This window comes from Cupriavidus numazuensis, from assembly GCF_905397435.1.
GTDB lineage: Bacteria > Pseudomonadota > Gammaproteobacteria > Burkholderiales > Burkholderiaceae > Cupriavidus > Cupriavidus numazuensis.
The window spans coordinates 32,801-54,882 of record NZ_CAJPVI010000033.1 but is presented as its reverse complement, the minus strand read 5'-3'; the positions used below and the strand labels follow the sequence as shown (position 1 = coordinate 54,882).

General features: G+C 62.9%; 23 protein-coding genes. 3 read left to right on the top strand and 20 right to left on the bottom strand.

Translation table 11 applies throughout. From position 1 onward, the window contains the following. Positions 1 to 31: 31 nt before the first annotated feature. Together KHO41_RS24400 and petA are read right to left on the bottom strand one after the other, a co-directional pair. A complete protein-coding gene (locus KHO41_RS24400; RefSeq protein ID WP_211955827.1) occupies positions 32 to 1,468 on the bottom strand; it encodes a Do family serine endopeptidase in 1,437 nt (478 codons plus the stop codon). Positions 1,469 to 1,521: 53 nt separating this feature from the next. Continuing rightward, a complete protein-coding gene (gene petA, locus KHO41_RS24395; RefSeq protein ID WP_211955826.1) occupies positions 1,522 to 2,118 on the bottom strand; it encodes a ubiquinol-cytochrome c reductase iron-sulfur subunit in 597 nt (198 codons plus the stop codon). A gap of 340 nt (positions 2,119 to 2,458) precedes the next feature. Between petA and KHO41_RS24390 the strand changes: the two genes are divergently transcribed. Next, positions 2,459 to 3,358 carry a glutamate/aspartate ABC transporter substrate-binding protein gene (locus KHO41_RS24390; protein WP_211955874.1) on the top strand — a complete coding sequence of 300 codons (900 nt, stop codon included), beginning with the start codon at positions 2,459 to 2,461 and terminating at the stop codon, positions 3,356 to 3,358. Between the two features lie 34 nt (positions 3,359 to 3,392). Here KHO41_RS24390 and KHO41_RS24385 read toward each other — a convergent pair whose 3' ends face one another. The 9 genes from KHO41_RS24385 to KHO41_RS24345 are packed head-to-tail and all read right to left on the bottom strand — an operon-like array spanning position 3,393 to position 9,977. Beyond that, on the bottom strand, positions 3,393 to 4,226 hold the full coding sequence (locus KHO41_RS24385; protein ID WP_211955825.1) for a F0F1 ATP synthase subunit gamma: 834 nt from the start codon (positions 4,224 to 4,226) through the stop codon (positions 3,393 to 3,395). Then, positions 4,223 to 5,653 carry a F0F1 ATP synthase subunit alpha gene (locus tag KHO41_RS24380; protein WP_211955824.1) on the bottom strand — a complete coding sequence of 477 codons (1,431 nt, stop codon included), beginning with the start codon at positions 5,651 to 5,653 and terminating at the stop codon, positions 4,223 to 4,225. The genes KHO41_RS24385 and KHO41_RS24380 overlap by 4 nt, the downstream gene beginning before the upstream one ends. After that, positions 5,650 to 6,399 (bottom strand): F0F1 ATP synthase subunit delta, encoded by a 750-nt coding sequence (locus KHO41_RS24375; RefSeq protein WP_211955823.1) that lies wholly within the window; start codon positions 6,397 to 6,399, stop codon positions 5,650 to 5,652. Before KHO41_RS24375 ends, KHO41_RS24380 begins: the two co-directional genes overlap by 4 nt. An 8-nt stretch (positions 6,400 to 6,407) precedes the next feature. Next, on the bottom strand, positions 6,408 to 6,674 hold the full coding sequence (gene atpE / locus KHO41_RS24370) for an ATP synthase F0 subunit C (RefSeq protein WP_211955822.1): 267 nt from the start codon (positions 6,672 to 6,674) through the stop codon (positions 6,408 to 6,410). Further along, the gene (locus tag KHO41_RS24365) at positions 6,674 to 7,363 is read right to left on the bottom strand and encodes a F0F1 ATP synthase subunit A (protein WP_211955821.1); all 690 of its coding nucleotides are present in this window, start codon (positions 7,361 to 7,363) and stop codon (positions 6,674 to 6,676) included. Before KHO41_RS24365 ends, atpE begins: the two co-directional genes overlap by 1 nt. Beyond that, positions 7,360 to 7,635 carry an AtpZ/AtpI family protein gene (locus KHO41_RS24360; protein WP_211955820.1) on the bottom strand — a complete coding sequence of 92 codons (276 nt, stop codon included), beginning with the start codon at positions 7,633 to 7,635 and terminating at the stop codon, positions 7,360 to 7,362. Before KHO41_RS24360 ends, KHO41_RS24365 begins: the two co-directional genes overlap by 4 nt. Next, complete coding sequence (locus KHO41_RS24355) at positions 7,632 to 8,027, bottom strand: hypothetical protein (RefSeq protein ID WP_211955819.1); 396 nt, start codon at positions 8,025 to 8,027, stop codon at positions 7,632 to 7,634. The genes KHO41_RS24360 and KHO41_RS24355 overlap by 4 nt, the downstream gene beginning before the upstream one ends. Positions 8,028 to 8,044: 17 nt before the next feature. After that, positions 8,045 to 9,409 (bottom strand): F0F1 ATP synthase subunit beta, encoded by a 1,365-nt coding sequence (gene atpD, locus KHO41_RS24350; protein ID WP_211955818.1) that lies wholly within the window; start codon positions 9,407 to 9,409, stop codon positions 8,045 to 8,047. 55 nt (positions 9,410 to 9,464) lie between these two features. Next, on the bottom strand, positions 9,465 to 9,977 hold the full coding sequence (locus KHO41_RS24345) for a periplasmic heavy metal sensor (RefSeq protein ID WP_211955873.1): 513 nt from the start codon (positions 9,975 to 9,977) through the stop codon (positions 9,465 to 9,467). A gap of 171 nt (positions 9,978 to 10,148) precedes the next feature. Here KHO41_RS24345 and KHO41_RS24340 point away from each other — a divergent pair, with 171 nt between their 5' ends. Then, entirely contained in the window at positions 10,149 to 10,376 is a 228-nt protein-coding gene (locus KHO41_RS24340) for a hypothetical protein (protein ID WP_211955817.1), read from the top strand. 334 nt (positions 10,377 to 10,710) lie between these two features. Here KHO41_RS24340 and KHO41_RS24335 read toward each other — a convergent pair whose 3' ends face one another. Together KHO41_RS24335 and KHO41_RS41955 are read right to left on the bottom strand one after the other, a co-directional pair. After that, complete coding sequence (locus tag KHO41_RS24335; RefSeq protein WP_211955816.1) at positions 10,711 to 10,986, bottom strand: ABC transporter permease subunit; 276 nt, start codon at positions 10,984 to 10,986, stop codon at positions 10,711 to 10,713. 199 nt (positions 10,987 to 11,185) lie between these two features. Continuing rightward, positions 11,186 to 11,554, bottom strand: a complete 369-nt coding sequence (locus tag KHO41_RS41955; RefSeq protein WP_211955815.1) for an ATP-binding cassette domain-containing protein — start codon at positions 11,552 to 11,554, stop codon at positions 11,186 to 11,188. 299 nt (positions 11,555 to 11,853) lie between these two features. Between KHO41_RS41955 and KHO41_RS24325 the strand changes: the two genes are divergently transcribed. Continuing rightward, positions 11,854 to 14,946 (top strand): transglycosylase domain-containing protein, encoded by a 3,093-nt coding sequence (locus KHO41_RS24325; protein ID WP_211955814.1) that lies wholly within the window; start codon positions 11,854 to 11,856, stop codon positions 14,944 to 14,946. A 59-nt stretch (positions 14,947 to 15,005) separates the two neighbouring features. On the opposite strand, the gene KHO41_RS24320 is transcribed toward KHO41_RS24325, so the two are convergent. The 7 genes from KHO41_RS24320 to nhaA form a co-directional block, all read right to left on the bottom strand. Further along, positions 15,006 to 15,860 carry a carbohydrate ABC transporter permease gene (locus KHO41_RS24320; RefSeq protein WP_211955813.1) on the bottom strand — a complete coding sequence of 285 codons (855 nt, stop codon included), beginning with the start codon at positions 15,858 to 15,860 and terminating at the stop codon, positions 15,006 to 15,008. A 1-nt stretch (position 15,861) separates the two neighbouring features. Next, a complete protein-coding gene (locus KHO41_RS24315; protein WP_244874007.1) occupies positions 15,862 to 16,809 on the bottom strand; it encodes a carbohydrate ABC transporter permease in 948 nt (315 codons plus the stop codon). Then, a complete protein-coding gene (locus tag KHO41_RS24310; RefSeq protein ID WP_211955812.1) occupies positions 16,806 to 17,834 on the bottom strand; it encodes an ABC transporter ATP-binding protein in 1,029 nt (342 codons plus the stop codon). Before KHO41_RS24310 ends, KHO41_RS24315 begins: the two co-directional genes overlap by 4 nt. 17 nt (positions 17,835 to 17,851) lie before the next feature. Continuing rightward, complete coding sequence (locus tag KHO41_RS24305) at positions 17,852 to 19,243, bottom strand: ABC transporter substrate-binding protein (protein ID WP_211955811.1); 1,392 nt, start codon at positions 19,241 to 19,243, stop codon at positions 17,852 to 17,854. Between the two features lie 320 nt (positions 19,244 to 19,563). Then, positions 19,564 to 19,836 (bottom strand): DUF883 family protein, encoded by a 273-nt coding sequence (locus tag KHO41_RS24300; protein WP_211955810.1) that lies wholly within the window; start codon positions 19,834 to 19,836, stop codon positions 19,564 to 19,566. A gap of 256 nt (positions 19,837 to 20,092) precedes the next feature. Beyond that, positions 20,093 to 20,254, bottom strand: a complete 162-nt coding sequence (locus tag KHO41_RS24295; protein WP_211955809.1) for a hypothetical protein — start codon at positions 20,252 to 20,254, stop codon at positions 20,093 to 20,095. A gap of 124 nt (positions 20,255 to 20,378) precedes the next feature. After that, complete coding sequence (nhaA, locus tag KHO41_RS24290) at positions 20,379 to 21,773, bottom strand: Na+/H+ antiporter NhaA (RefSeq protein ID WP_211955808.1); 1,395 nt, start codon at positions 21,771 to 21,773, stop codon at positions 20,379 to 20,381. Positions 21,774 to 22,082: the final 309 nt, after the last annotated feature.

Sequence of the window (22,082 nt, the reverse complement as noted above, 5' to 3'; positions counted from 1 at the left end):
TGCGGTAAGGGGCCAGCCGGTGGTCAAGCATTCATCCCAGATCCACAGGGATAAAGACCCGCATGCCGTTGCGCAGGACAAGAAGTGCAACCTGCTTGCCAGCGTGGGTAGCAAGCGAGTGCAGTTGTTGTGGGGTGGTTACCGGGGCACCGTTGATGGAGAGAATGACGTCGCCTGCTTCGATGCCGGAGCTTGCCGAGGCACCACTGGCTTGCTCCACTAGCAGCCCGCCCGCTATGCCGTGGGCGTCGGCTTCCGTCTTATTCAGGCGCCGGACCGTAAGACCCAATTCGCCTTTGGTCTGCGTCAGTGCATCCGGGGAGGCGGACATTTCCTTCAGCGCTGCGATTGTCACCGCTACCGTCTGTCGCGCGCCATTCCGCACCAGGCCAAGCTCAGTGCGCGTACCGGGCTTTAGGCCGGAGATCAGGTTAGCTAGCTCCGCCGAATACTCGATCTTCGCATCGCCCACGCGCGTCACGACGTCGCCGGCCTGGATGCCTGCGGCGGCCGCGGGACTGCCCGGCTCAACTTGGTCCACCAGTGCCCCGGTCACGCGCGGCAAGCCGAAGGCCGTAGCCAGTCCCTGGTCGACATCCTGCACGCTGACACCCAGGTGGCCGCGGATGACTTTGCCGTGCATGACCAGTTCAGACTCGATACGCATGGCCGTGTCGATCGGGATAGCAAAGGACAGTCCTTGGTATCCACCCGTACGCGTGTAGATTTGCGTGTTGATGCCGATGACATTTCCGCGAGCGTCGAACAGCGGGCCGCCAGAATTTCCCGGGTTGACGGCGACGTCCGTCTGGATAAACGGCGCGGCCGTCTCGTCAGGCAACGACCGCCCGGTGGCGCTGACAATGCCCGCTGTTGCAGTGTTTTCGAAGCCATAAGGGGAGCCGATTGCCAGCACGGACTCCCCGGCTCGGACGTGTGTGGAGTCCCCAACTCTGACCGTGGGCAGATCCCTCGCGTTGATGCGCAGGACTGCAACATCGCTGCGTGTATCGGTGCCGACGACCTTGGCCTTGAATTCACGCCGATCCAGTAGTTTCACGGTGACTACCTTGGCATTGCCCACGACATGCGCATTGGTCAGGATCAGGCCGTCGGGGGAAATGATGAAGCCTGAGCCGATGCCACGCACCACGTGAGGGGCATGGCGTTCCGGCCAGGTGAACTCAGGATCCAGCTGTTTAAAGAATTCGAAGAGCGGGTCACCAGGGCTGAGCCCTGGAGGCGTCCCCTCCGAGGCCAACTGTTCCTCCGTGGTGACGCTGATGTTGACCACGGCGGAACCATACCTGTCGACGATGCTGGCAAAGTCCGGTGCGCCGGCATGTTGCGTGGATGCGGCCTGTTGGGCTTGTTGGGCAGTATTCGTCTGGGCTGACAGCGAGCCGCTGCCTGTGGTACAGGCAGCGGCCAAGACAATCATCGTGCCTGCAAAGATCTGACGTACCATCTTGGGTCTCCTTGTCCCGTCCCCCGCCCAGCGGCGGGATTGCGCCGCCATGATTAAGCCTCTCCCTGTTCGTCCTTGCCGATGATCAGTACATCCGGGTGGCTGAACATGAAACGCGGGACATCGAGGTTCTGGGGAGCCGGCTTGTCCTTGAACACCCGGCCGGCCAGATCGTATGTCGAACCGTGGCAGGGACAGAAAAATCCGCCAGGCCAGTCATCCGGGAGCCCCGGCTGCGGACCCGGCCTGAGGCGCGCAAGTGGCGTACAGCCTAGGTGGGTGCACACGGCAGTAACGACGAGAATGCCTGGCCGGCTCGCCCGTGCGCGAAACTCGTTGCGGCAATATTTGGGCAGGGGCAGGGAGTATGGGTGCCTGGACTGCGGATCAGCCACCAGCGCGTCGCATTTTGGGATCTGCGCAAGCATGTCCGGACTGCGCTTGGTCACCACTTCGCGCTCCTTGAGTGCCTGGATGTCCACTGTGACCGGCGCGCCCAAGGCGCGTGCGCGTGCCGAGGGCTCGAAGTACTCCACAAAGGGAACAAGGGTGACAACGCAGCCAACGCCGCCGGCGGTCGCGGTCGCGATCAGCCAGCGCCGGCGAGCGGGTTCAGGTTCACGGAAGCCGACCTCTGCAGTCTGTTCCATCGCTTTTCGACGCAGGCTGCCGGTGCGGGCAGTCTGTGCAGAAACTGGTATTTACAATGGTTGGACGTATGGAATGCGGCGTCAGTTCAGGCGAATCGCGGCCGGCTTCGACTCTATTCCGGCTTTTTTTTGTGTCACATCATGATCTAAATGTGGGAACGATACGCGATCCGCCGATGTCCCACGTCTATGGCAAGGTGCGCAGATGTGGCGTGGTGGTGCGAATAGGCGAGACCGTGACATGCGTCATCGCGTGCGCGTGAACCGGACTGGCCGATGCAAATTGCCTTACCTCTGGCTTGGCGAGCGTCTTCTTCGTCTCGCGTGGAAAGGATTGATCATGAAACATGCAACGCTGGCATCGCTGCTTATAGCCGTATTGACCCTGGCGCCCTTGGCACACGGCGCGCAGCCGCTGACCGGAACCCTGAAGAAGATCCATGACACCGGCGTCATTACGCTCGGCGTACGTCAGTCTTCCATCCCGTTCAACTATAACCTCGGTGGCGTTCGGCAGGTCGGGTACTCGTATGACATCAACGTGAAGATCGTAGATGCAATCAAGAAGGCACTCAACATGCCGGACCTGATTGTCACGGAGATTCCGATCACCTCGCAGAACCGCATCACCCTGCTGCAGAATGGCTCGATCGATATCGAATGCGGCTCGACGACCAACAATCTGGAACGTCAGAAGCAAGTTGCGTTTACCGACACGATCTTCATTATCGGCACACGTTTGTTGGTAAACAAGGACAGCGGTATCAACAGCTGGGCCGACCTCAAGGGCAAGAACGTGGTGACCACGGCCGGCACCACCTCAGAGCGCCTGTTGCGCAAGATGAACGACGAGCAGCATCTCGGTATGCACATCATCAGTACCAAGGACCATGGGCAGTCGTTTCTGACGCTCGAGTCCGGCAGGGCCGTGGCCTTCATGATGGACGACGCCCTGCTTTATGGCGAACGCGCCAAGGCGCGTGAACCATCGGAGTGGACGGTCGTGGCTAAGCCGGCATCCCGCGAGGCCTATGGCTGCATGATCCGCAAGGACGACCCGCAGTTCAAGGCGCTTGCCGATGGCGTGATCGCGGGACTGATGAAGAGCGGCGAGATCAAGCACATGTACACGAAGTGGTTTTTGCAACCGGTGCCGCCCAAGGGCCTGAACCTGGACTTCCCCTTGTCCGACGATATGAAGTCGTTGTTCGCGCACCCGAATGACGAGGCACTGGGCTGACCGCCCGTTGGTGCGCGGATTGCGTGGCGGCAGGTCAGGGGGCAAGGATGCTGGTTAGGGTCTCCAGTTCATTTGTGATGTCAGCCTGGCGCTGTGCCGCCTGACGCCGTCGCATAAGATGGCCAAGCTCTTCGAGGTGCGCTTGCGCGAGTTGCATCTGCGAGAGCCGCGAGCGATTCTCGTGCTCCAGAGACTCGCAGAGCGCAGTTTGCACGAGCAGCCGAAATGCCTGGCGTTGCAGGGCAGCTTGCAGCAACGGCGCAGACAAGTAGTGTATGGGTGGCCCAGAGGCATCCTGCGCGGCAGGCTCGGACGCGATGATGCTGGTGAGGTCCGGTTCGGGCAGCAGCCGCCGGCTCACGAGGCCGGACTCGGACGTGTGCAACAACCATAGAGTGCGACCTTGCCGCCTTTCCTCGTCGAGCGCGGCCAGCCACGTGTCGATCGCGGCCGGCGCATCATCAACGGTGGCGCAGCCCGGCAGGACGACATATCGATTGCCGGCGGAATCGAGTCGGTCGCTCGCGCGGTGGCTCGCCAAGAGGACATGTGCGTGCGGATCATCGAGCAGCAGGGATCGTAGGGCTTGCAGCAAACGAGCGTTGAACGTTCCACAGAACCCGCGCTCGGCTCCGATCGCCAGCCAGCTGTTTTTCCCGGCGTGTAACGTGGGTGTGTCGTTCGGGAGGTCCATGTCGACACACTGCGCCAGCCCGTCGGCCACAGCCAACAATGCCTGCGTCAGGGCTTGTCGCTCGCGCGTGGCGCGCTGTACTTCAGCGGAAGCGACATTCTTCATCGCCTGCACGATCTCCTGCAGCTCAGATAGCAACGCGGCGCGTTTGCGCAGAGCGTGCTGACCGCTCATGGTTCACGACCCGTCCAGGCGCGCACCGCAGCCACCCATTGCTGGCGCGGCGCGTCGAGGCCTGGCGTATCATTGCCGCGCACGCGCAGCTGCAGCGTGTCAAGGACAGCCTGCAGCGCCGACGGCTCCAGGCCGTCGAGCCACCCTTCATTGAGTGCCACCAGCCAGGCCATCTGGAAGGCGATGGGGCGCGGCTCCAGGCGGTCCTGGCGCAACAAGGCCTGCACCAGGCGCCCGCGACGCACGCGTGCCTCCGTCTCATCGTCGAGTCGAGTGCCGAAGCGCAGAAACAGTTCCAGCTCAAGGAATTGGAGATAGTCAAGCCGCAGGTGTTTGCATTCGCGCGCGATGGGGCGGGCCTGCGCCTTGCCGCCAATGCGCGAGACCGATATGCCCAGGTCGATCGCGGGATAGGTGCCGGCAGCCACCAGCTTCGAGCTCAGGTAGACCTGGCCATCGGTGATGGAGATCAGGTTGGTCGGAATATAGCTTGCCACTTCCCCGAGCTGCGTGGGCACGATCGGCAGCGCTGTCATACTGCCGCCGCCGCGGGCTGCGTTTAGCTGGGTCGAGCGCTCTAGCAGGCGAGCGTGCAGGTAGAAAATATCCCCCGGATATGCCTCTCTACCGGGCGGGCGGCGCATCAGCAGCGATAGCTCGCGGTAGGCCTGAGCATGTTTGCCAAGGTCATCGTAGACGATCAGCGTATCATGCCCGGCCTGCATCCAGGATTCCGCGAGCGCGCATCCCGCGAACGGTGCCAGGTATTGCAGCCCGGGCAGGCCACCCGCTTCGGCAACCACGATGGTCGTGTGGGACATGGCGTCGTGCTCGTTGAGGAGGTGAATGGTCTCGGCCACCTCGGCCCGGCGCTGGCCGATCAGTACCAGCACGCATCGCATGGCCTGGTCCCGCTGGTGGATGATTGCATCCAATGCCAGGGAGCTCTTGCCGGTGCTTTCGTCGCCGATCAGCAACTCGCGCTGGCCGCGCCCGATGGGAAGGAGGGTATCGATGACAGTGTTACCCGTGTACAAAGGGCGGGTGACCGGATCGCGGTCGATGATTGCCGGCGAGCGCGCTTCAAGTGGCTGTTGTCTTTCCACAGGCGGCAGGGGCTGGTCGTCCAAGGCGCGGCCCAGCGGATCGATGACGCGCCCGAGGAGCGCATCAGCACATGCCAGCGTCAGCCGCTGGCCGCTGCGCCGCATACGGGTGCCAGCCGCCAGCCCCTCGGTCTGGTCCAGCAGGATGCAGCCTGTCAGGTTCTCGTCGAGCTGGAACACCCAAGCCCGGCTGCCATCGGGCGAGCGAAGCACTTCCCCGAGCGGTACAGACGGCAGGCCTTGCAGCCAGGCGATGCCGTCGGCTACGCCCACAACGGTGCCTACCTCCTCGATGGCAAGGCCGATCTGTGGGGTATTCATGGGCAGGCGCGGACGAAGGCATCCACGCCTCGGCGCAGGCTTGCTTCGAGCTGGTGGCCGGGCAGGTGGACGCAGATGCCGGCCAGTAGTTGCGGATCCAACTGCCACCGGGTTCGTGCGTTGGCACCCATCAACGCTTCGATCTGCTTTTCGATTCGCGCACGGGTGGACGGCGCAGTCGGATACGCAGTGCTGACCCGGACCTCGGGAGGTGCCTCGCCGCGGTCCGACCATCCATCGCGCAGGGCGATACCGGCTGGTCCGGCCTGCCTCCCCAGATCGACAAGGAACAATTCCACGATAGCACCCTCGAGGGGCGGCGAAGCAAGGCGTGTCAGGTAGTCGGCGACGAACCGTGCGGCTCGCTCGCGTAGTGCGTCTTCTTGTTGCGCCGCTGCGAGCGCCTGCCCTTGCAGGATGCGTGCCCTGGCTTTTTCGCGCTCGGCATCAAGCTCCCGCCCAAGCTCTGCCAGGCGCTTCAGTCGTAGTCCGGCAACCTCGTCGGCCAGATCGCGCTCGGCGGCCACGCGGCGGGCCTCGAGGTCAGCCTTCTCCTGTGCAAGCCGCGCGACGTCGGCGTCGATGGCTGCCTGGCGGTCTTCCAGCGCCTGCCAGCGACTCGCCTCTGCCTGGGCGCGCGTGTCGAGGGCGGCGCGGACCGGCCGGTAGAGCAGTCGGTTGAGCAGCCACAAAAGCACCAGGAAGTTGATGATTTCCAGCACGAAGGTGGTGGCGTCAAGTTCCATGGCATCCTCTACTTCAGGAAGTATTCCAGCAGCGGGTTGCGGAACAGGATGATGAGTGCAATCACCAGGCAATAGATCGACAACGACTCGATCATCGCCAAGCCGATGAACAGGGTACGACTGATCGGCTTTTCGGCCTCCGGCTGCCGGGCAAGCGCTTCGAGCGCTGCGGCAATGGCCTGCCCCATGGCGCGCGCCGGGAAGAACACGCCCAGTGCGATGGCCAGTGCAGCCACGACGGTCGAAACTACGCTGAACAGATGCAGGTCGCTCATCAGTGCTCCTCAAGGGGGGATGGCGCGAGGGGGCCCGGTTGCCCGGCTTCTAGCGCGCTGCCGATGTAGATCAGTGCGAGCATGCCGAAGATGTAGGCCTGGACCAGGGCCTCGACCACGTGCAGCAACAGCAGAGGTACCGGCACCAGCAGTCCGGCAACCAGCAGTACTAGCATGGCAGCCATTTCCAGACTCATCATGTTGCCAAACAGGCGGATCGCCAGGGCGATCGTGCGGGTGAACTCGCTGATGAGGTGGAACGGCAGCAGCATAGGGGTGGGTGCAAGGTAGTGGCGCAGGTAGGCCTTCCATCCGGACGCGCGTATACCGAAGACATGCACGGCGGCAAACACGATCACTGCCAGCGCACTGGTCACCGACAGGTCGCGCGTCGGGGATAGCAGTCCGGGTACCAGGCCAAGCAGGTTGGCCAGCAGGATAAACAGCCACAGCGTGCCGACGAAGGGCAGGACGCGCTCTACGTAATTGGCGCCCACCACTTCCTCGACGGCATCGTGCATGAGCTGGTACGCCATTTCGCCAGCCAGTGGCAGGCCTTCGTCGTCGCGCGTAATGGCGTGGCGCAGTGCGAGGGCCAGCGCGACGAGGCACGCGCTTACGCATAGCGAGAGCAGCATGGGCTCCGTGAAGGCCAAGCGATGGAATTGCCAGACGATGACGTTGTTCATCGGTCGTGCGAGCGAAAGAAGAGTACGACGTTGACCGCACCGACCAGCAGCCCGAGCAATATCAGGTTGACCGTCCAGCGCACGGAATATCCTGCCGCCTGTTCGTCCAGCCAGTGTCCCAGGTAGGCGCCGGCGATTACCGGTCCTACCAGAAGCAGTCCGGCGGTACCACCGATGACGAGCAGGCCGAGGAGGCCGGCGGGCCGCGCATCGCGCAGCTGCCTTAGCTGGCGGGCGAGAGCGTGGCGAAGTCTGTCGTCGTCCTGGGTCACGGCGCCGCCTTCGTGAGTTCCTGCATGCGCTTGTACAGGACCAGATCGAGCTGGAGGCGGCTTTCTCTCGTGCTGACGCGAAGCCGGTGTTCGCGCTCCAGCATGTGCTCGAACTCCGTTTGTAGTGACACCGGGTCTGCGTGGGCCAGAAAGCGGCCGCTGACGATGCACACGGTGGTGCGCCCACGGATCGTTCGGCAATGCAGCATGCCGCCGAGGCTCGCACCGTAGCACCATTCCGGTGAGTGGCGTGTCCTATAGCGAAAGAGTCCAGGCTCTATGACGGTGAGCAGGTCGACATGGCCAGCCTGCAAGCCGAAGGCGCCGCTTGCGTCGGCGGCAACCAGGCTGGTGGTGTCGTCAATATCGACCGCGCGGTGGCCGTCGAGCATTTGAAGCGTGAATGTCCTCATGATGGCATGGCCCCGCGCATGTAGCAGGCTTGCTCGGTCAGCGCGTCGTAGGCGCCGTCGAGAAAGCGCTCGCAGTCGCCAAGCATGGTTTCCAGCGGCACCGTCACGCCAGGCATGCCGGTGTGGTCGGCCACGACCTGGAACGGCTGTGTCAGGTAGCGTTGCAGGCGCCGGGCCCGCGTCACGATGCGGCGGTCATCCTGCGAAAGCTCGTCGATACCGAGCATCGCGATGATGTCCTCGAGTTCCTTGTAGCGCGCCAGGTGCTCGCGCACAGCCGCGGACACGCGGTGGTGGTGCTGGCCGACCAGCCGCGCGTCCATCAGGCGGCTGCTCGAGGCGAGCGGGTCGACCGCGGGGTATATGCCCCGCGCTGCCTGCTCGCGGGCCAGCACTACGATGGCGTCCAAGTGTGCCTGGATGGCCGTGATCGACGGGTCGCTCATGTCATCGGCAGGCACGTATACCGCCTGCACCGCGGTGATCGCACCCTGGGCGGTCGACAGCACCCGCTCTTCAAGTGTCGCGACTTCGGTTTGCAGCGTTGGCTGATAGCCCACGCTTGACGGCATGCGCCCAAGCAGGCCGGAGATCTCGGTGCCGGCCTGGACAAAGCGGAACAGGTTGTCCATCAGGAACAGTACCTCCGAGTGACCCGCTTCTCGCAGGGCCTCGGCACAGGCGAGTGCGGTGAAGCCAGTGTGAAAGCGCACGCCCGGTGTCTCGTCCATCTGCCCGAAGACCATGACCGTACGTTCCATGACGCCAGCTTCGCGCATGTCGTGCCAGAGTTCATGGCCTTCACGAATGCGCTCGCCAACGCCGGCAAAGACGGACGCGCCGCGATACAGGCTACCCACCGCATGCATAAACTCCATCATCAATACCGTCTTGCCCACTCCGGCGCCGCCAAACACCCCGGTCTTGCCGCCGCGAACGAACGGGCAAAGCAGGTCAATGGCCTTGATGCCGGTCGGCAGGATATGTTCCGCGGGCAGCGTCTGTGACAGTGGCGGCGGCGCAGTCATCACCGGTCGCCTCGGGGCGTCGGAAAGGGGCGGTCCTCCGTCCAGCGGATTGCCCAGTACGTCCATCAGGCGGCCGAGAGTCGCCGGCCCGGCAGGCACGGATAGTGGGGCGCCAGTGTCGGCAACCGCCATGCCGCGTGCAAGTCCTTCCGTTCCATGCAGAGCGATAGCACGCACGATGTTCTCGGAGATATGCTGTGCCACGACCATGACCAGTTCTCTTGCATCGAAGCGGGCGGTCAGCACGTGGCTCAACTGAGGCAAGGGCGTACCACGTACATCGACCACGGGGCCGTGCACGGCCAGCACGCGATAGGCAGGGGGGATCGTCATGCCTGACTCGGGCCCATCATTGTCCAGGGCCATGCCTCTGGGGCCGGCCTGACCGCTACTGCCAGTAGTTGCGCAGCGTCTGCTGCTGTTCTTTGGTCAGCACGCTCTCCATGCGCTTGCGGGCATCTACCGAAGAGTCGTACATCTGCTCGCGCAGCTTGCCGATCGCCTTGTAGGTGTCATCAATGGCGATCTTGTCGGGGCTTGGCGCCGCATAGAGATCCCGCAAGCGAGCGTGCTGGTCCATCATGGCACCCATCATCGACCAGTGTGCCTTGCGTGTCTCATCCATGATGCCGTTAATCTTCGTGCGTTGTTCTGGACTCAGCTTGAGATCCGGTCCGCGGTCCCAGCCAAACGGACCCATCACGCCGTGCCCACTACCGAACCCGCCCATCATGCCGGGCCCCATGCCATAGCCGTCCATCATGCCCATGCCGTAGCCACCCATCATGCCCATGCCGTAGCCGCCCATCATTCCGTAGCCGGGTCCAAGGCCGCAGTCGTGGCCGCCACGCGATCCTTGCGTGGGTGGCGCGGCCATAGCCGATACGGTTGTCATCGCCATGGCGAAGGTGCAGGCTCGGATCCATGCCGCATGCTTGTTCTTATTGCAAAGCATTCGAGTGACCATTCTTATCTCCTTTGTTCGGATTGGCGCCCGGCAGCGTGCCGGAACTGCGGCCGGAGTAAGGGCGACTTCAGGACAACTATAGAAAATGTCATGTCCTGATATTTGATGTGGATCAAGGTGTTTTTGTGCCGCTACGCCGACACGGCGCGCAGGCTATCCTGGTGCACCGGTATGACCGATCCGACGCGCTCGCGGGGCGGAAATGCGGGCGTCGCGCGATACGGTTGCTTCCTCCCGGCTCAAACCACGCGGCCGGAAGATGTGCGCGGCGTGATCCGCTGGACCTGGGTGGTGGCGGACTGGCTGCCATTGCCGGCGTCCTTTATGGCCTGACGGTGCAGATCTCACCCGAGATGGGCTTTAACCCTTGTGTTACCCATGTTTGCGGCGGCATCCCTCGGAGGTGTCGGCAGCATCTACGGCGCGGCGCTGGTCGGAATGATCATCGGCCTGGCCAGTCGATCTAGGTGCCCCTGACCGGCGCGGCACATACAAGCCCGCCGTGGGCTTTCTGATTATGTTTCTCCGCCTGCTGTGCTACCCGAGGGGCATTCTGGGAGAGCGATCATGAGCGGCATCGTTTCCTATGCGGTCTTCCTCCTGACCCAGGCGCTGATCTTTGCGGTGGTCTGTCTTGGGCTGAACCTGCAATTGGGGCTATACGGGTCTAATTGGGAATGCCGCTGACGCTGGCCAGGGCAGGGTTGTCTGATACGGCACGCATGGCCTTGCCAAGTCGGGCGCGGCGCAGGAAGAGATGCAGGGCGACCATCAGTAGCGCGGTCAGCACCACCACAAAGATCTCGTCGCAGGTCAGCCTGACACCGGGCAGCACCTCCTGCACAAGGGCAATCTCGTGCGAGTGGGTACTCTGGCTGCGGGCCCCATACGAATACCACCAGATTGCGTAGTGCCAGCGAGGCGCCGAACGACGCAATGACAACGGTCGCTGCCATACTGCTGGCGCGCAGGGGACGGAAGAACAGCCGGTCCAACAGCAGGGCGAGCGCTGCGGCCATGACAGCGGCCGCGGCCAGTGCGATCAGGAAGCGCTCCAGCCGAACGTGAGCGGGCCGAACGCGGCGGCGCCTGCAATGTGGTCGGGCAAACGCGAAGGCCGCCCTAGCCATTTCCGACAGGGGTTACGTGCTGGCACAGGGCCGGGATCGCGTCACGGGCAGTGCCAAGGAACTGCTTGGCAACCCGGAGATCGTAGAACTCTCTCTCGGGCTGCGCCGGGGGTTGTCATGATGGGCCAGTAGAATCGTCACGCCGAGATCCCGCGCCTCGCGCATCTTGCAGAACAGCGTGTCCACCAGGCTGGGCGACAGGCCGGCCGATGGCTCATCCAGCATCAGTACTTTGGGGTTCGCCATCAGCGCCCGCGCTACTGCGACCATCTGACGCTCGCCCCCGGAAAGCGTGCCGCTGGCTTGCCTGCGGCGCTCGCCCAGCCTTGGGAACAGGTTGAACATACGCTCCGTGTGCGCGCTTGCGCTGGTATCGAGCATTCCCAGTGCGCGATGACTGGTCGCAAGCCAATCTGCTTTTCTCGGTGCCGGAATAGGGCCGTGCTCAATGACTAGTTGCAGTCATATATGGACCAGTCGTGCTCTCCATTGCCCGAGAATCCGACTGCAATTTTGCTAGCCTACCTTTTTTGCGCGGTCACAGCCACGCACCCACACGCCTTGCGTGGCTTGTAATATGTAGATAGGTGGTACACGCGAAAGATGGCCCGCCTCATTCACGCTTGAAGCCGGCGGTAGTCTGCATCGCCGACGTGCGTTGGTAACCGGAGAGCCGTGACGTGTTGCGACGTGGCCGGATTTTTGCTTTCTTGGCCCTCTGTGGGGGCGGGTATGTCGCTTATAGTCTCGTCGCCAGCGAAGTGCGAAATTCGCTATGGCAGGCGCGCCTGCTGGGCCAGTTCAGCCAGGAACTAACGTTCGAGGTGCGGCCGGGTGCCAGCGACAGCATCTCCTTCCCACGTTCCGGTCCTTATGACGCTCGCCTGGGCTATGGCGGGATGCCGCTCTTTGCCGAGCGGCTGACGCAGCGCGGTTACGTACTGGCGGAGCAGGCGCGCATGTCGCCCGAGATGGTTCGGATGATGGAATATGGGATCTTTCCCCCGTACCGAGAAAAAAGTCAGGCCGGCTTGGCGCTGCGCGACTGCAACGGTCTTACGCTGGATTTCGAACGCTATCCGCAGCGGCAGTATGAAGATTTTGGAGCGGTGCCGCCGGTGTTGGTTGGCGCACTTCTGTTCGTGGAGAACCAAGGGCTGCTTAACCCCGAGTACCCGAATTTGAACCCGGCGCTAGACTGGAAACGTCTGTCGCGGGCTGCGATCGACCGGCTCATCCGGCTAGTCGACAGTTCGCATGAATCTCCCGGTGGCAGCACCCTGGCCACGCAGATCGAGAAGTACCGGCACTCACCTGAAGGCCGCACGCAATCGATTGGGGAGAAGTTCCGGCAGATGACCTCGGCCTCGCTGAGGGCCTACGCGGACGGCCCGGACACACGGCGTGCCCGTGAGCGCATTGTGGTCGACTACCTAAATACGGTGCCACTGTCCGCGCGCGCGGGTTTCGGCGAGATCAATGGGATCGGCGACGCATTGTGGGTCTGGTACGGGGAGGATTTCGGCGGGGTTAACCGGCTCATGAGGGAGATGGACCCCCGCGCTCCGGCTGGCCGCGAGGCTCTGGCCTTCAAGCGCGCGCTGTCGCTGATCATCTCGCAGCGCCGGCCGTCGTACCACCTGCGCCGCGACGACACCAACCTGGATGCATTGACCGGCAGCTACCTGCGCTTGCTGGCCGCGAACGGGATTATTACGCCGCAACTTCGCGATGCTGCGTTGCAGCAGCCGCTTGACAAGGCCGCGCCCCCGGCAAAGTTAACAGCGGAACCCTTCATTACCCGCAAGGCCATCAACCGCGTGCGTGCTGACATTGGCAGGCTGACCGGAGTCGACAGCCGCTATGACATGGACCGCCTGGACCTGACCGTGGACGGCACCATCAACCGCGAAGCCCAGCGAATGGCGACCCAAACGCTACTACGCCTGAAGAACAAGGATGATGCCCGTAAGATGGGCCTATATGGGCACAACATGCTGCGCGACCAGGATGACCCGTCGAAGCTAATGGCCAGTTTCACACTGTTCGAGCGCGTGGGCAATGCCAGCGTGGTGCGGGTGCAGGCAGACAACGTGGACCAGCCGTTCGACATCAACAGCGGCGCCCGCCTCAACCTGGGCTCCACCGCCAAGCTGCGCACGCTGGTCACCTACCTGGAGATCGTCACCGAGCTGCATGCCCGCTATGCCGGCATGAGCCGCGTGGAGCTGGCCGGCGTGAAGCTGGCGAAGCAGGATGCGCTCAGCCGCTGGGCAGTCGATTACCTGACCCAGGCGCGTTCGCCGGCAGACCGCGAACTGACCCCGATGCTGGAAGCCGCCATGGAACGCAAGTATTCTGGCAACCCGGGCGAAGCCTTCTTTACCGGAGGCGGCCTGCAGAGCTTCAGTAACTTCGAGCGCTGGGAGGGCGAGCGCATCATGACTGTGCGAGAAGGTTTCCAGCATTCGGTCAACCTGGTCTTCATCCGCATCATGCGCGATATCGTGCGCCATGACATGTTCCACGCCCGGCCCGACAGGAGCAACCTCTTCGAAGACCGCCATTCGCCTGAGCGCCGTGCCTACCTGGAACGCTTTGCCGACCAGGAGGGCGCGGCCTACATGACCGGCTTCTACCAGCACTACCGTGGCAAGGATTCAGACCAGCGCCTGGCGACGCTGCTGGGGCGCGTGCAACTGAGCACGCCGCACTACACCGCGGTGCGCCTGTCGGTCACGCTGCTGAGCGCCCGGCCGGACTTGGACGAGGACAGCTTTGTCCGCATCATGCGCTCACGGAGGTCCGCCAAGCAGTTGGCCGGCGAGGACCTGCCGGCCTTGTACCGCAAGTATGGGCACGACAAGTTCAACCTCAATGACCGCGGCTATCTGTCGCGCATCCACCCGCTGGAACTTTGGATGGTGGAATACCTAGGTAAGCATCCTGACGCCACGCTGTCGCAGATCCTGCGCGACAGCACGGCTGAACGCCAGACGGTGTACCGCTGGCTGTTTCGCTCCCACAGCAAGTCTGCTCAAGACAATCGCATCCGCACCGTGCTGGAGCGGGAGGCATTCCAGCGCATCGCGAAGCGCTGGCAGCGCTTGGGCTATCCCTTTGATTCGTTGACGCCGTCTTATGCAACTGCCATTGGCGCCTCGGGCGACCGGCCCGCCGCGCTGGCAGAGTTGGCCGGCATCATCCTCAATGACGGCGTTGTCACGCAAAACACCACGGTCCATAGCCTGGAGTTTGCGGCCAATACACCTTATGCGACGCGCTTTGTCCTCCAGCCCCTGCCGGGGAAGCGGTTACTGCCTGCCGAGCTGACAGCGGTGGTGCGGCGTTCAATGCTGGATGTGGTGGAGCGTGGCACGGCCAAGTCGATCAATGGCGCCTTTGTCGTGCCCGGCAAGGGCGGGATACCTTTGCCGGTGGCGGGCAAGACTGGCACAGGAGACCAGCGCTTCCAAGTGTACGCGACGGGCGGGCGGCGAATCGCATCGCGCTCGGTGAGCCGCTCGGCGACCTTTGTGTTCATTTTGGGCGAGCGCTTCTTTGGGACCGTGACCATTAGCGCCATGGCGCCCTACGCAGTGCACTACAGCTTTACAAGCGCGCTGGCCGTGCATCTGCTGCGCTATATGGCGCCACAGGTGGCGGCAATGGCCGTGCCCGGCAGCAGCCAGCCGCTGCTGCGCTGCAGTGACTGGCCGCCGGGGATCCGGTTGCCGCAAGCTCCCCCATCGGCGGCGATGCCGGCGTGGTGAAGGTCGATCGGTCTTTGGCAGCGAACGATGCAGCAGATCACCCACAGTGTGATTGAGGCTTATTTGATCGCGCCGACGGTAAACCCGGCCACGAAGCGGTCAAGGAAGCTGTTGTAAAGCACCGCCACCGGTACGCTGACGATCAGGCACGCGCCCATCAGCGACCCCCAGAAGTACACATCGCCCCGCACCAGGAAGGTCGGCACGCCCACGCCCACTGTGTACTGCGACGAACTTGTGATAAAGGTCAGTGCGTAGACGAACTCCTGCATTGCCAAGGTGGCGCTGAAGATGACCACGGTCAGGATCCCGCTCGACGACAACGGCACCACTACTTTCAGGAAGGCGGCGAAGCGGCTTAGCCCGTCCATCATCGCGGCTTCCTCGATGTCGCGCGGCACCGCCTTGAAGAATCCCATCATCAGCCAGCTGCAGAACGGCACCGTGAAGCTGGGGTACACCAGCACCAGCGACCACAGCGAATCTTGCAGGCCCAGCGCGCCGATGATGCGCGAGAACGGGATGAACAGGATGGTTGGCGGGATCAGGTAGGTCAGGAAGATGCCGATGGCCCACTGCCTGCCCCAGCGTCCCGACAGGCATGCCAGGCTGTAGCCAGCGGGCACGGACAGCAGCAGCGTAATTCCCACCACGCCAACGGCCACCACGAGCGTGTTGAGCACCCAGCGCACATAGCGGGTCTCGCCGAACAGCACCCGCAGGTTGTCCAGCGTAGGCGGCAGGTTGAACAGGAAGGGGTTGTTGGCGGTGTTGATCAGGTCATGCACGTCCTTGAAGGTGGTGATCAGCATCCAGTAGAACGGGAACGCGCAGAACGCCACGAAGGCGGCGATGATGCCAAAATGCGCGCCGCGAGCGGCCCAGCGACGGTAAGTGATGCCAGCAGGGCGCATGTCAGGTCACCTCCGTGCGGCGCGCTACGGTCAGCAGCACGATCACGACAGCCGCCAGTACGGGGAACAGGAACAGCGAGATCGCCGCGCCTTCCGCCAGGTCACCGCCCTGTATGCCGGTGAAGAAGGCCAGGCTGGCCAGCACCTGCGTGGTGTCGTAGGGCCCGCCGCGGGTCAGCACGTAAATGATGATCATGTCGGTGAAGGTGAACACGATGCCGAACAGCAGCGCCACCAGCATGATGGGCATCACCAGCGGAATATTGATGAGGAACAGGTGGCGCCAGAAGCCCGCGCCGTCCATCTCGGCGGCGTCGTGGATGTCCTGCGGGATGCCGCTCAGGCCGGCAAGGATGATCACCGTCGCCAGCGGCAGCAAGCGCCAGACGTCAACCACGATGACGGATGCCATCGCCAGATCCGGCTGGCCGAGCCACACCGGCCCGCCATGCGGCCCCAGCGCCCCGACCGCGCGCAAAATCCAGTTGATGATGCTGTAGACCGGATCGAAGATCCACAGCCAGCCGATGGTGCCGAGCGAGATCGGCGCCACCCATGGCAACAGGATCAGCAGGCGCACCAGCCATTTGCCGCGGAAGTCGCTGTACAGGGCCATAGCGAGCATCTTGCCCAGCACCACTACCAGTACCTGCGACACCAGCGTGAATACGAGCGCGTTGCCCAGCGAGCGCCAGAACGTGTCGCTCTCCAGCACGCGGCGGAAGTTCCGCAGGCCGACGAAGTGCAGCGCGTGACTGCCCACCGTGACATCCGTCAGGCTGTAGTAGAGCGACAGCAGGAACGGAAAGCCGACCAGCAGAGCGATGTAGATCACCGCCGGCGCGAGCATGACGCGGCCGAGCCAGCCGTCGTCGTCGGCCAGGCGTGGCACGGGGTGCCGCGCCCGTTCCTGCGCAGGCTGCCTGGTCGCGACGTGCAGCAGCTTCACGGCGAGCCTCCCAGGCTGGCGCCGGATTTGGCATCGAAGCGGCGCAGCTTGTGCTCGGGCACCACAAAGCGGTGTCCGCCGCCGGTCGCGATCGGCACGGTCACCGTACAGGGAATGCGCGAAACCACGCTGGCCTGCGGTAGCGGCGGCTCCAGCCTGCCGTAGATCAGGCGGTCCGATCCCAGGTTCTCGATGCGAGTCACGTCCACCATGAAAGGTCGCAGCGCCCCCTCCGCAGGATAGGCTTCGCGCGGCAGGAAATGCTCGGGCCGGAAGCCGGTCACGACACCGTCGGCTTCCATCAGGTTCATCGGCGGCGAGCCGATGAAGGTGGCGACGAAAAGATCGGCGGGATGCTCGTAGACCTCCTGCGGCGTACCGATCTGGTGGACTCTGCCATGGTCGAGAATGGCGATGCGGTCGCCCAACCCCAGCGCCTCGATCTGGTCGTGCGTAACGTAGACGGTGGTGATGGCCAGCCGCCGCTGGAAGCGCTGCAGTTCGTCGCGTGCCGAAGTGCGTAGCTTGGCGTCGAGGTTGGACAAGGGTTCGTCGAGCAGGAACGCCACCGGTTCGCGCACCACTGCGCGCGCCAGCGCGACCCGCTGGCGTTCCCCGCCGGAGAGCTGGCGCGGTTTGCGCTGCAGCAGATGGTCGATGCCGAACAGCTGTGCGGCCCAGCCCACCTTGCGCTCAGCCTCCTCGCGCGATACATGCCGGGCCCGCAGCGGAAAGGCGATGTTTTCCGACACATTGAGGTGCGGGTACAGGGCGTAGCTCTGGAACACCATGGCCATGTTGCGCAAGCGGGGCGGCAATGCCGTGACGACGCGCCCGTCGACCAGGATATCGCCGCCGCTCGGCGCCTCCAGCCCCGCAATCAGGCGCAACAGCGTGGTCTTGCCGGAGCCGGAAGGCCCCAGCAGGACCAGGAACTCGGCATCGCGGGCGCCAAGGTCGACGTTGTCGACCGCGTTGGCGCCATCGAAATGCTTGGTGAGCGAGCGAACTTCCACGGAAGCCATAGACAGTCAAGATCGCGCTACACCATGCCCTTCTCGCGCCACTTGGCGAAAATGCGCTTGCAGGTGGCGTCGGCAATGCGGACGGCGTTCTCCGGCGTCTCGTCGCCCGTGGCTGCCTTGGCAAACATGGTGTTGAGTACCCAGGTATTGAAGATCTCATCGATGGCCGCGTTCGCATAGCCGGGATAGCCGACATTGGTCGCCTGGTTCATCAGCGCGCCGAGGACCTTGTATTTGTCGTGCGGTGCGGCCTTCTGATCGTTCGCGATCAGCTTCTGCAGGTCGGGCACGGTACTGAGGAAGCACGGAAAGTTGTAGAACTCGCTGCCCAGGAAGCCCTGCCTGAAATTGTCGATATAGTCGACCAGGAACTTCTTCGCGCCGGCAATGTTCTCTGCGAACTTCCAGATCACATAGCAGTCCATCACGTGCTCCAACGCGATGCGCCGCGCCGGCCCCTGCAGCGCCTGCGTCAGCCAGATGTCGCGCCCGATCGCCAGGTTCTTGTTCTCCGCCTCGCGGGTGATGGAAATCGCATTCAGGCACAGCGAGATCTTGCCGGCCAGCATGGCGCGGTTGTTGGATGACGGGTCCCACGCCATCACTTCGGGGGTCATCGTCTCCTGGTACAGCGCCTTGACGAACTTGACCGCTTCCAGGGTGTTCTTTGAGTTCAGTACCACGGCGTGCCGTTCATCCTGGACCGAGCCGCCGAAGGCATACAGGATAGTGCGCATCGCCATCGCGGTGTCGAGCTCCGCCGACAGCCCGACGCCGATCGGGATGCCGCGGCTGCTTTTTATCTTGCGCCCGGCGGCCAGGAGATCCATCCAGGTGTCAGGCGGCTTCATGCCGGCCTCGTCCCACAGGTCCTTGCGGAAATTGATCGGGTCCGGCACGAAGCTGTCGGAGAAGGCGAAGTACTTTTTCGTCTTGGGGTTGTAGGTGCTCTTGATCGCCAGCTCCACCGGCTTGCCATGCTTGCGCTGGCACTCCTCGTAGATCTCGCCATGATCGATGACCTGTTCCTCGTACACCGGCGGCGGCGACAGGAACATGAACAGGTCATGCCCCTTCTGCGCCGACACTTCCGCCGCCGCCCGCGTGGCCAGCGCGGGAATGCCGACGTGGTCGACCACCACCTCGGTATCGTTCTTCTGGCCCCACTCTTTCACATAGGTGTCGTCGAACCACTTGTCGTAGCCGGGCACGAAGTGGTTCCACTGCAGGACCTTCAGCGTGCGCTTCGCCGCGCGGGCGTGGCGCGTGATCACGAAAGGCCCAAGGCCGGCGGCAAGCCCCGCGGCGCCGGTGGCACGGATAAACCTGCGCCTGCCGGAGTTGGTCTTTGTCTTGCTGCTGGCGGCGACTACCGTGTCGGGCCCACCTGGATGCGCTGTCTTGGCCATGGCTTATCTCCTCATGCGAGAAAGCGTCGGCTCCCATCCCGGTAGAGCAACGATCTGTCTGATCACCTCAAGCGTAGGCCTCATTTCATGAATAGGGAATCCCGGTACACACCATGAAGTGAATAAGGCACTTACCTATCACAGAAAGAATCCTACGTTGAGTGATATCAAAAAAGCATCCGCACAGAAGCGCCAAAGTTGAGAGGGCGAAACACCATCACGGTCGCCGCGGGGCGTTCGCTGGGCAAGGCGCCCCCTACCGACTAGAACTTTGCCGTGAATCAATGAGATGCGCCGCAGATGCGATGAACAGGGGCTCCTTACTTCGGCTTCGTCAACAGCAGGCCTAATAAGATACCCATGGCAATGGCCGACGCCAACGCGCACCAAGGGCGCTTGCGTATGATCGCATTGATTTCCACGCTAAGCTGGCCGGTGCCGCCGCCCGCTTGCAAGGTGCGGACATCCTCTCTAGCCTGCTTTAACAGATCCATGCCATGCTCACGAAGCGCGGCTGCCTTTTGGCCGGAACTCTTGTTCGCTTGCTGGAGAAGTTGCTCGGCGTCGGATAGGGCCGCTGAGACCTGATTCATTTGATTCACCTCTTCGCATTTGGTGACTGCACTTCAGATCTACAAACGAGAATCGCTAAACATCAGCGCGACGGCTGCAGGCTCCATATTCCTCCGAGCAGAGAGAGCAACCAATGCGAAACGCTGAGCCATTCACTTGAGACTTCAGAATCTATCTGCGGGGGATGGCGTAGGGCGCTGCCACGTGACGGGGCCGGTGCCAAGGTGGAACGCCATGACTGGATGCCGGACGGCCTAACTTATCGTTAGGAAAATTTTACGGATTGAAAAGACGATGCAGAAAGTCGGTGCCATCCCGCACCAGCACCGCCACCACATCCGCGACTCCCATATCCATAGTCAACGTTTGCGCTGCCGTGTATATGGCAGCGGCGAGCAGTGCCAAAGCCGTCAAGCCTATCTTCAAGCCGCCATCCATAACGTCTCCTCCATTCCGCTGAACTCGGATCCGCAATCGACTGAGCGATCTCAATCGCGGCATGCAATACTGCACTCAGGGTTGCTTCGCGCACCTACTGCGGCCAGCCAGCGTTGCACGAGCGTCAGTCTGCAATCGTGGCACGAGTTTCGCCTGCACGTTTTTCTGTCTCCGACCCCGGGCGCCTCGCATAGATGAAGCCCCAGGTAAGTCCGCTGACAGCGGCCACAGCGGATGCCAACAGCACACCAAGCTTGGCAGCGCCGAGCAGATTGGCATCCGAAAAGCCAAGCGTGGCAATGAAGATGGACATCGTGAAGCCGATCCCCGCCAACAGGCCAATCAAGCAGACGCCGCCCCATGTCACGCCCGGCGGCAGCTTGCACCAGCCCAGGCGCACTGCACACCAGCTGACCGACACAATGCCCAGAGGCTTGCCGACAATCAGTGCAACCGCCACACCGAGCAGCACACCTTGCGCGCTTCCCATCCCGAGATCAACGCCATCGAGGCTGACTCCTGCGTTTGCCAACGCAAAGAGCGGCATGATGAGATACGCAACCCAAGGGTGGAGCGCCATTTGCACGCGCGTCACAGGCGGCAGCACCTCGCGCTGCGCTTGGCGAAGTTGTCTGAGTGGTGCTGCAAGATGCTCGGCCTGCGGCGCCGGACCGCGCGCGCGTGCACGAAGATCATTTAGCGCTTGGGTGAGGGCGTCCATGGGCCTCTCCCGCGTACGAAGCACCGGGGTCATCATACCGAGCACAACCCCAGCGAGGGTGGGGTGCGCACCAGTTTTCAACATGCCCCACCACAGAATGGCTCCGGGGATGACGTAAGCGTAGGCGCTCCCCACACCGATCCATTGCAGCCCCAGAACCATCAAAATACCTGCACCGGCAACCAGTAACCCCGAATAGTCCAGCCCGGCGGAAAAGGCCACCGCTATGATCATCACGGCAACGATATCGTCGATGATCGCTAACGCAAGCAGGAACACACGAACATTGCCCGGTATCGCTTTGCCAAGCAGTGCCAGCACGCCGACGGCAAATGCAATGTCGGTCGCGGTCGGTATCGCCCAACCCCGGCGCTCGGGCATCTCTGCGTTCATCGCAAGATACAGCAATGCCGGGGCGATCACGCCGCCGAGCGCCGCCGCCATAGGTAGCGCCGCCAGTCGCAAGTTCGCCAGCGCGCCTTCATGGATCTCGCGCCGGATTTCCATCCCCACCACAAGAAAGAAGATGGTCATGAGGGCGTCGTTAACCCAGAAATGCAGCGACTGCGAGAGCAAATAAGGGCCAATCCCCACCGACAGCGGGGCATGCCAAAGCGCGTGGTAACTGTCGGCTGCTGGCGAATTCGCCCAGAGCAGCGCGATCCCGGCGGCGGCCAGCAACACAATGCCGCTTACGGCTTCGATATGAATGAAGTGCTCAAGCGCCGAGAAGGCCTTTTCAGCAAAGGCCTGCGCGCGCGGCAACTCCTGTTGGGATGGGGGGCGGTCCACGGTCATAGAGGATTCGCGTTGGCGGCCCGACCAACGCGTCAACCTGTCTCACTGCAATGCGCAGTGCTGACACCCTGTGCCGATTTTACACGGAAAACAGACCGGTCTCGCGATAATCCGCGAACGTTGTCGCGTACTGGCCAGTACAGTCCAGCCAGCTGGAGTCGATACGATTTCACGGTCCACCGGTCCACCGGCGTAGGCTGATTTAGCCGCCGGTGCACAGATCGAAATCGGTTTCGGTATGCGGCCGCGGATAAGGTGTGGTCGTGCCGGCGGGCCGCTTCGCCAAGCAAGCATTGCCATCTAGTACAC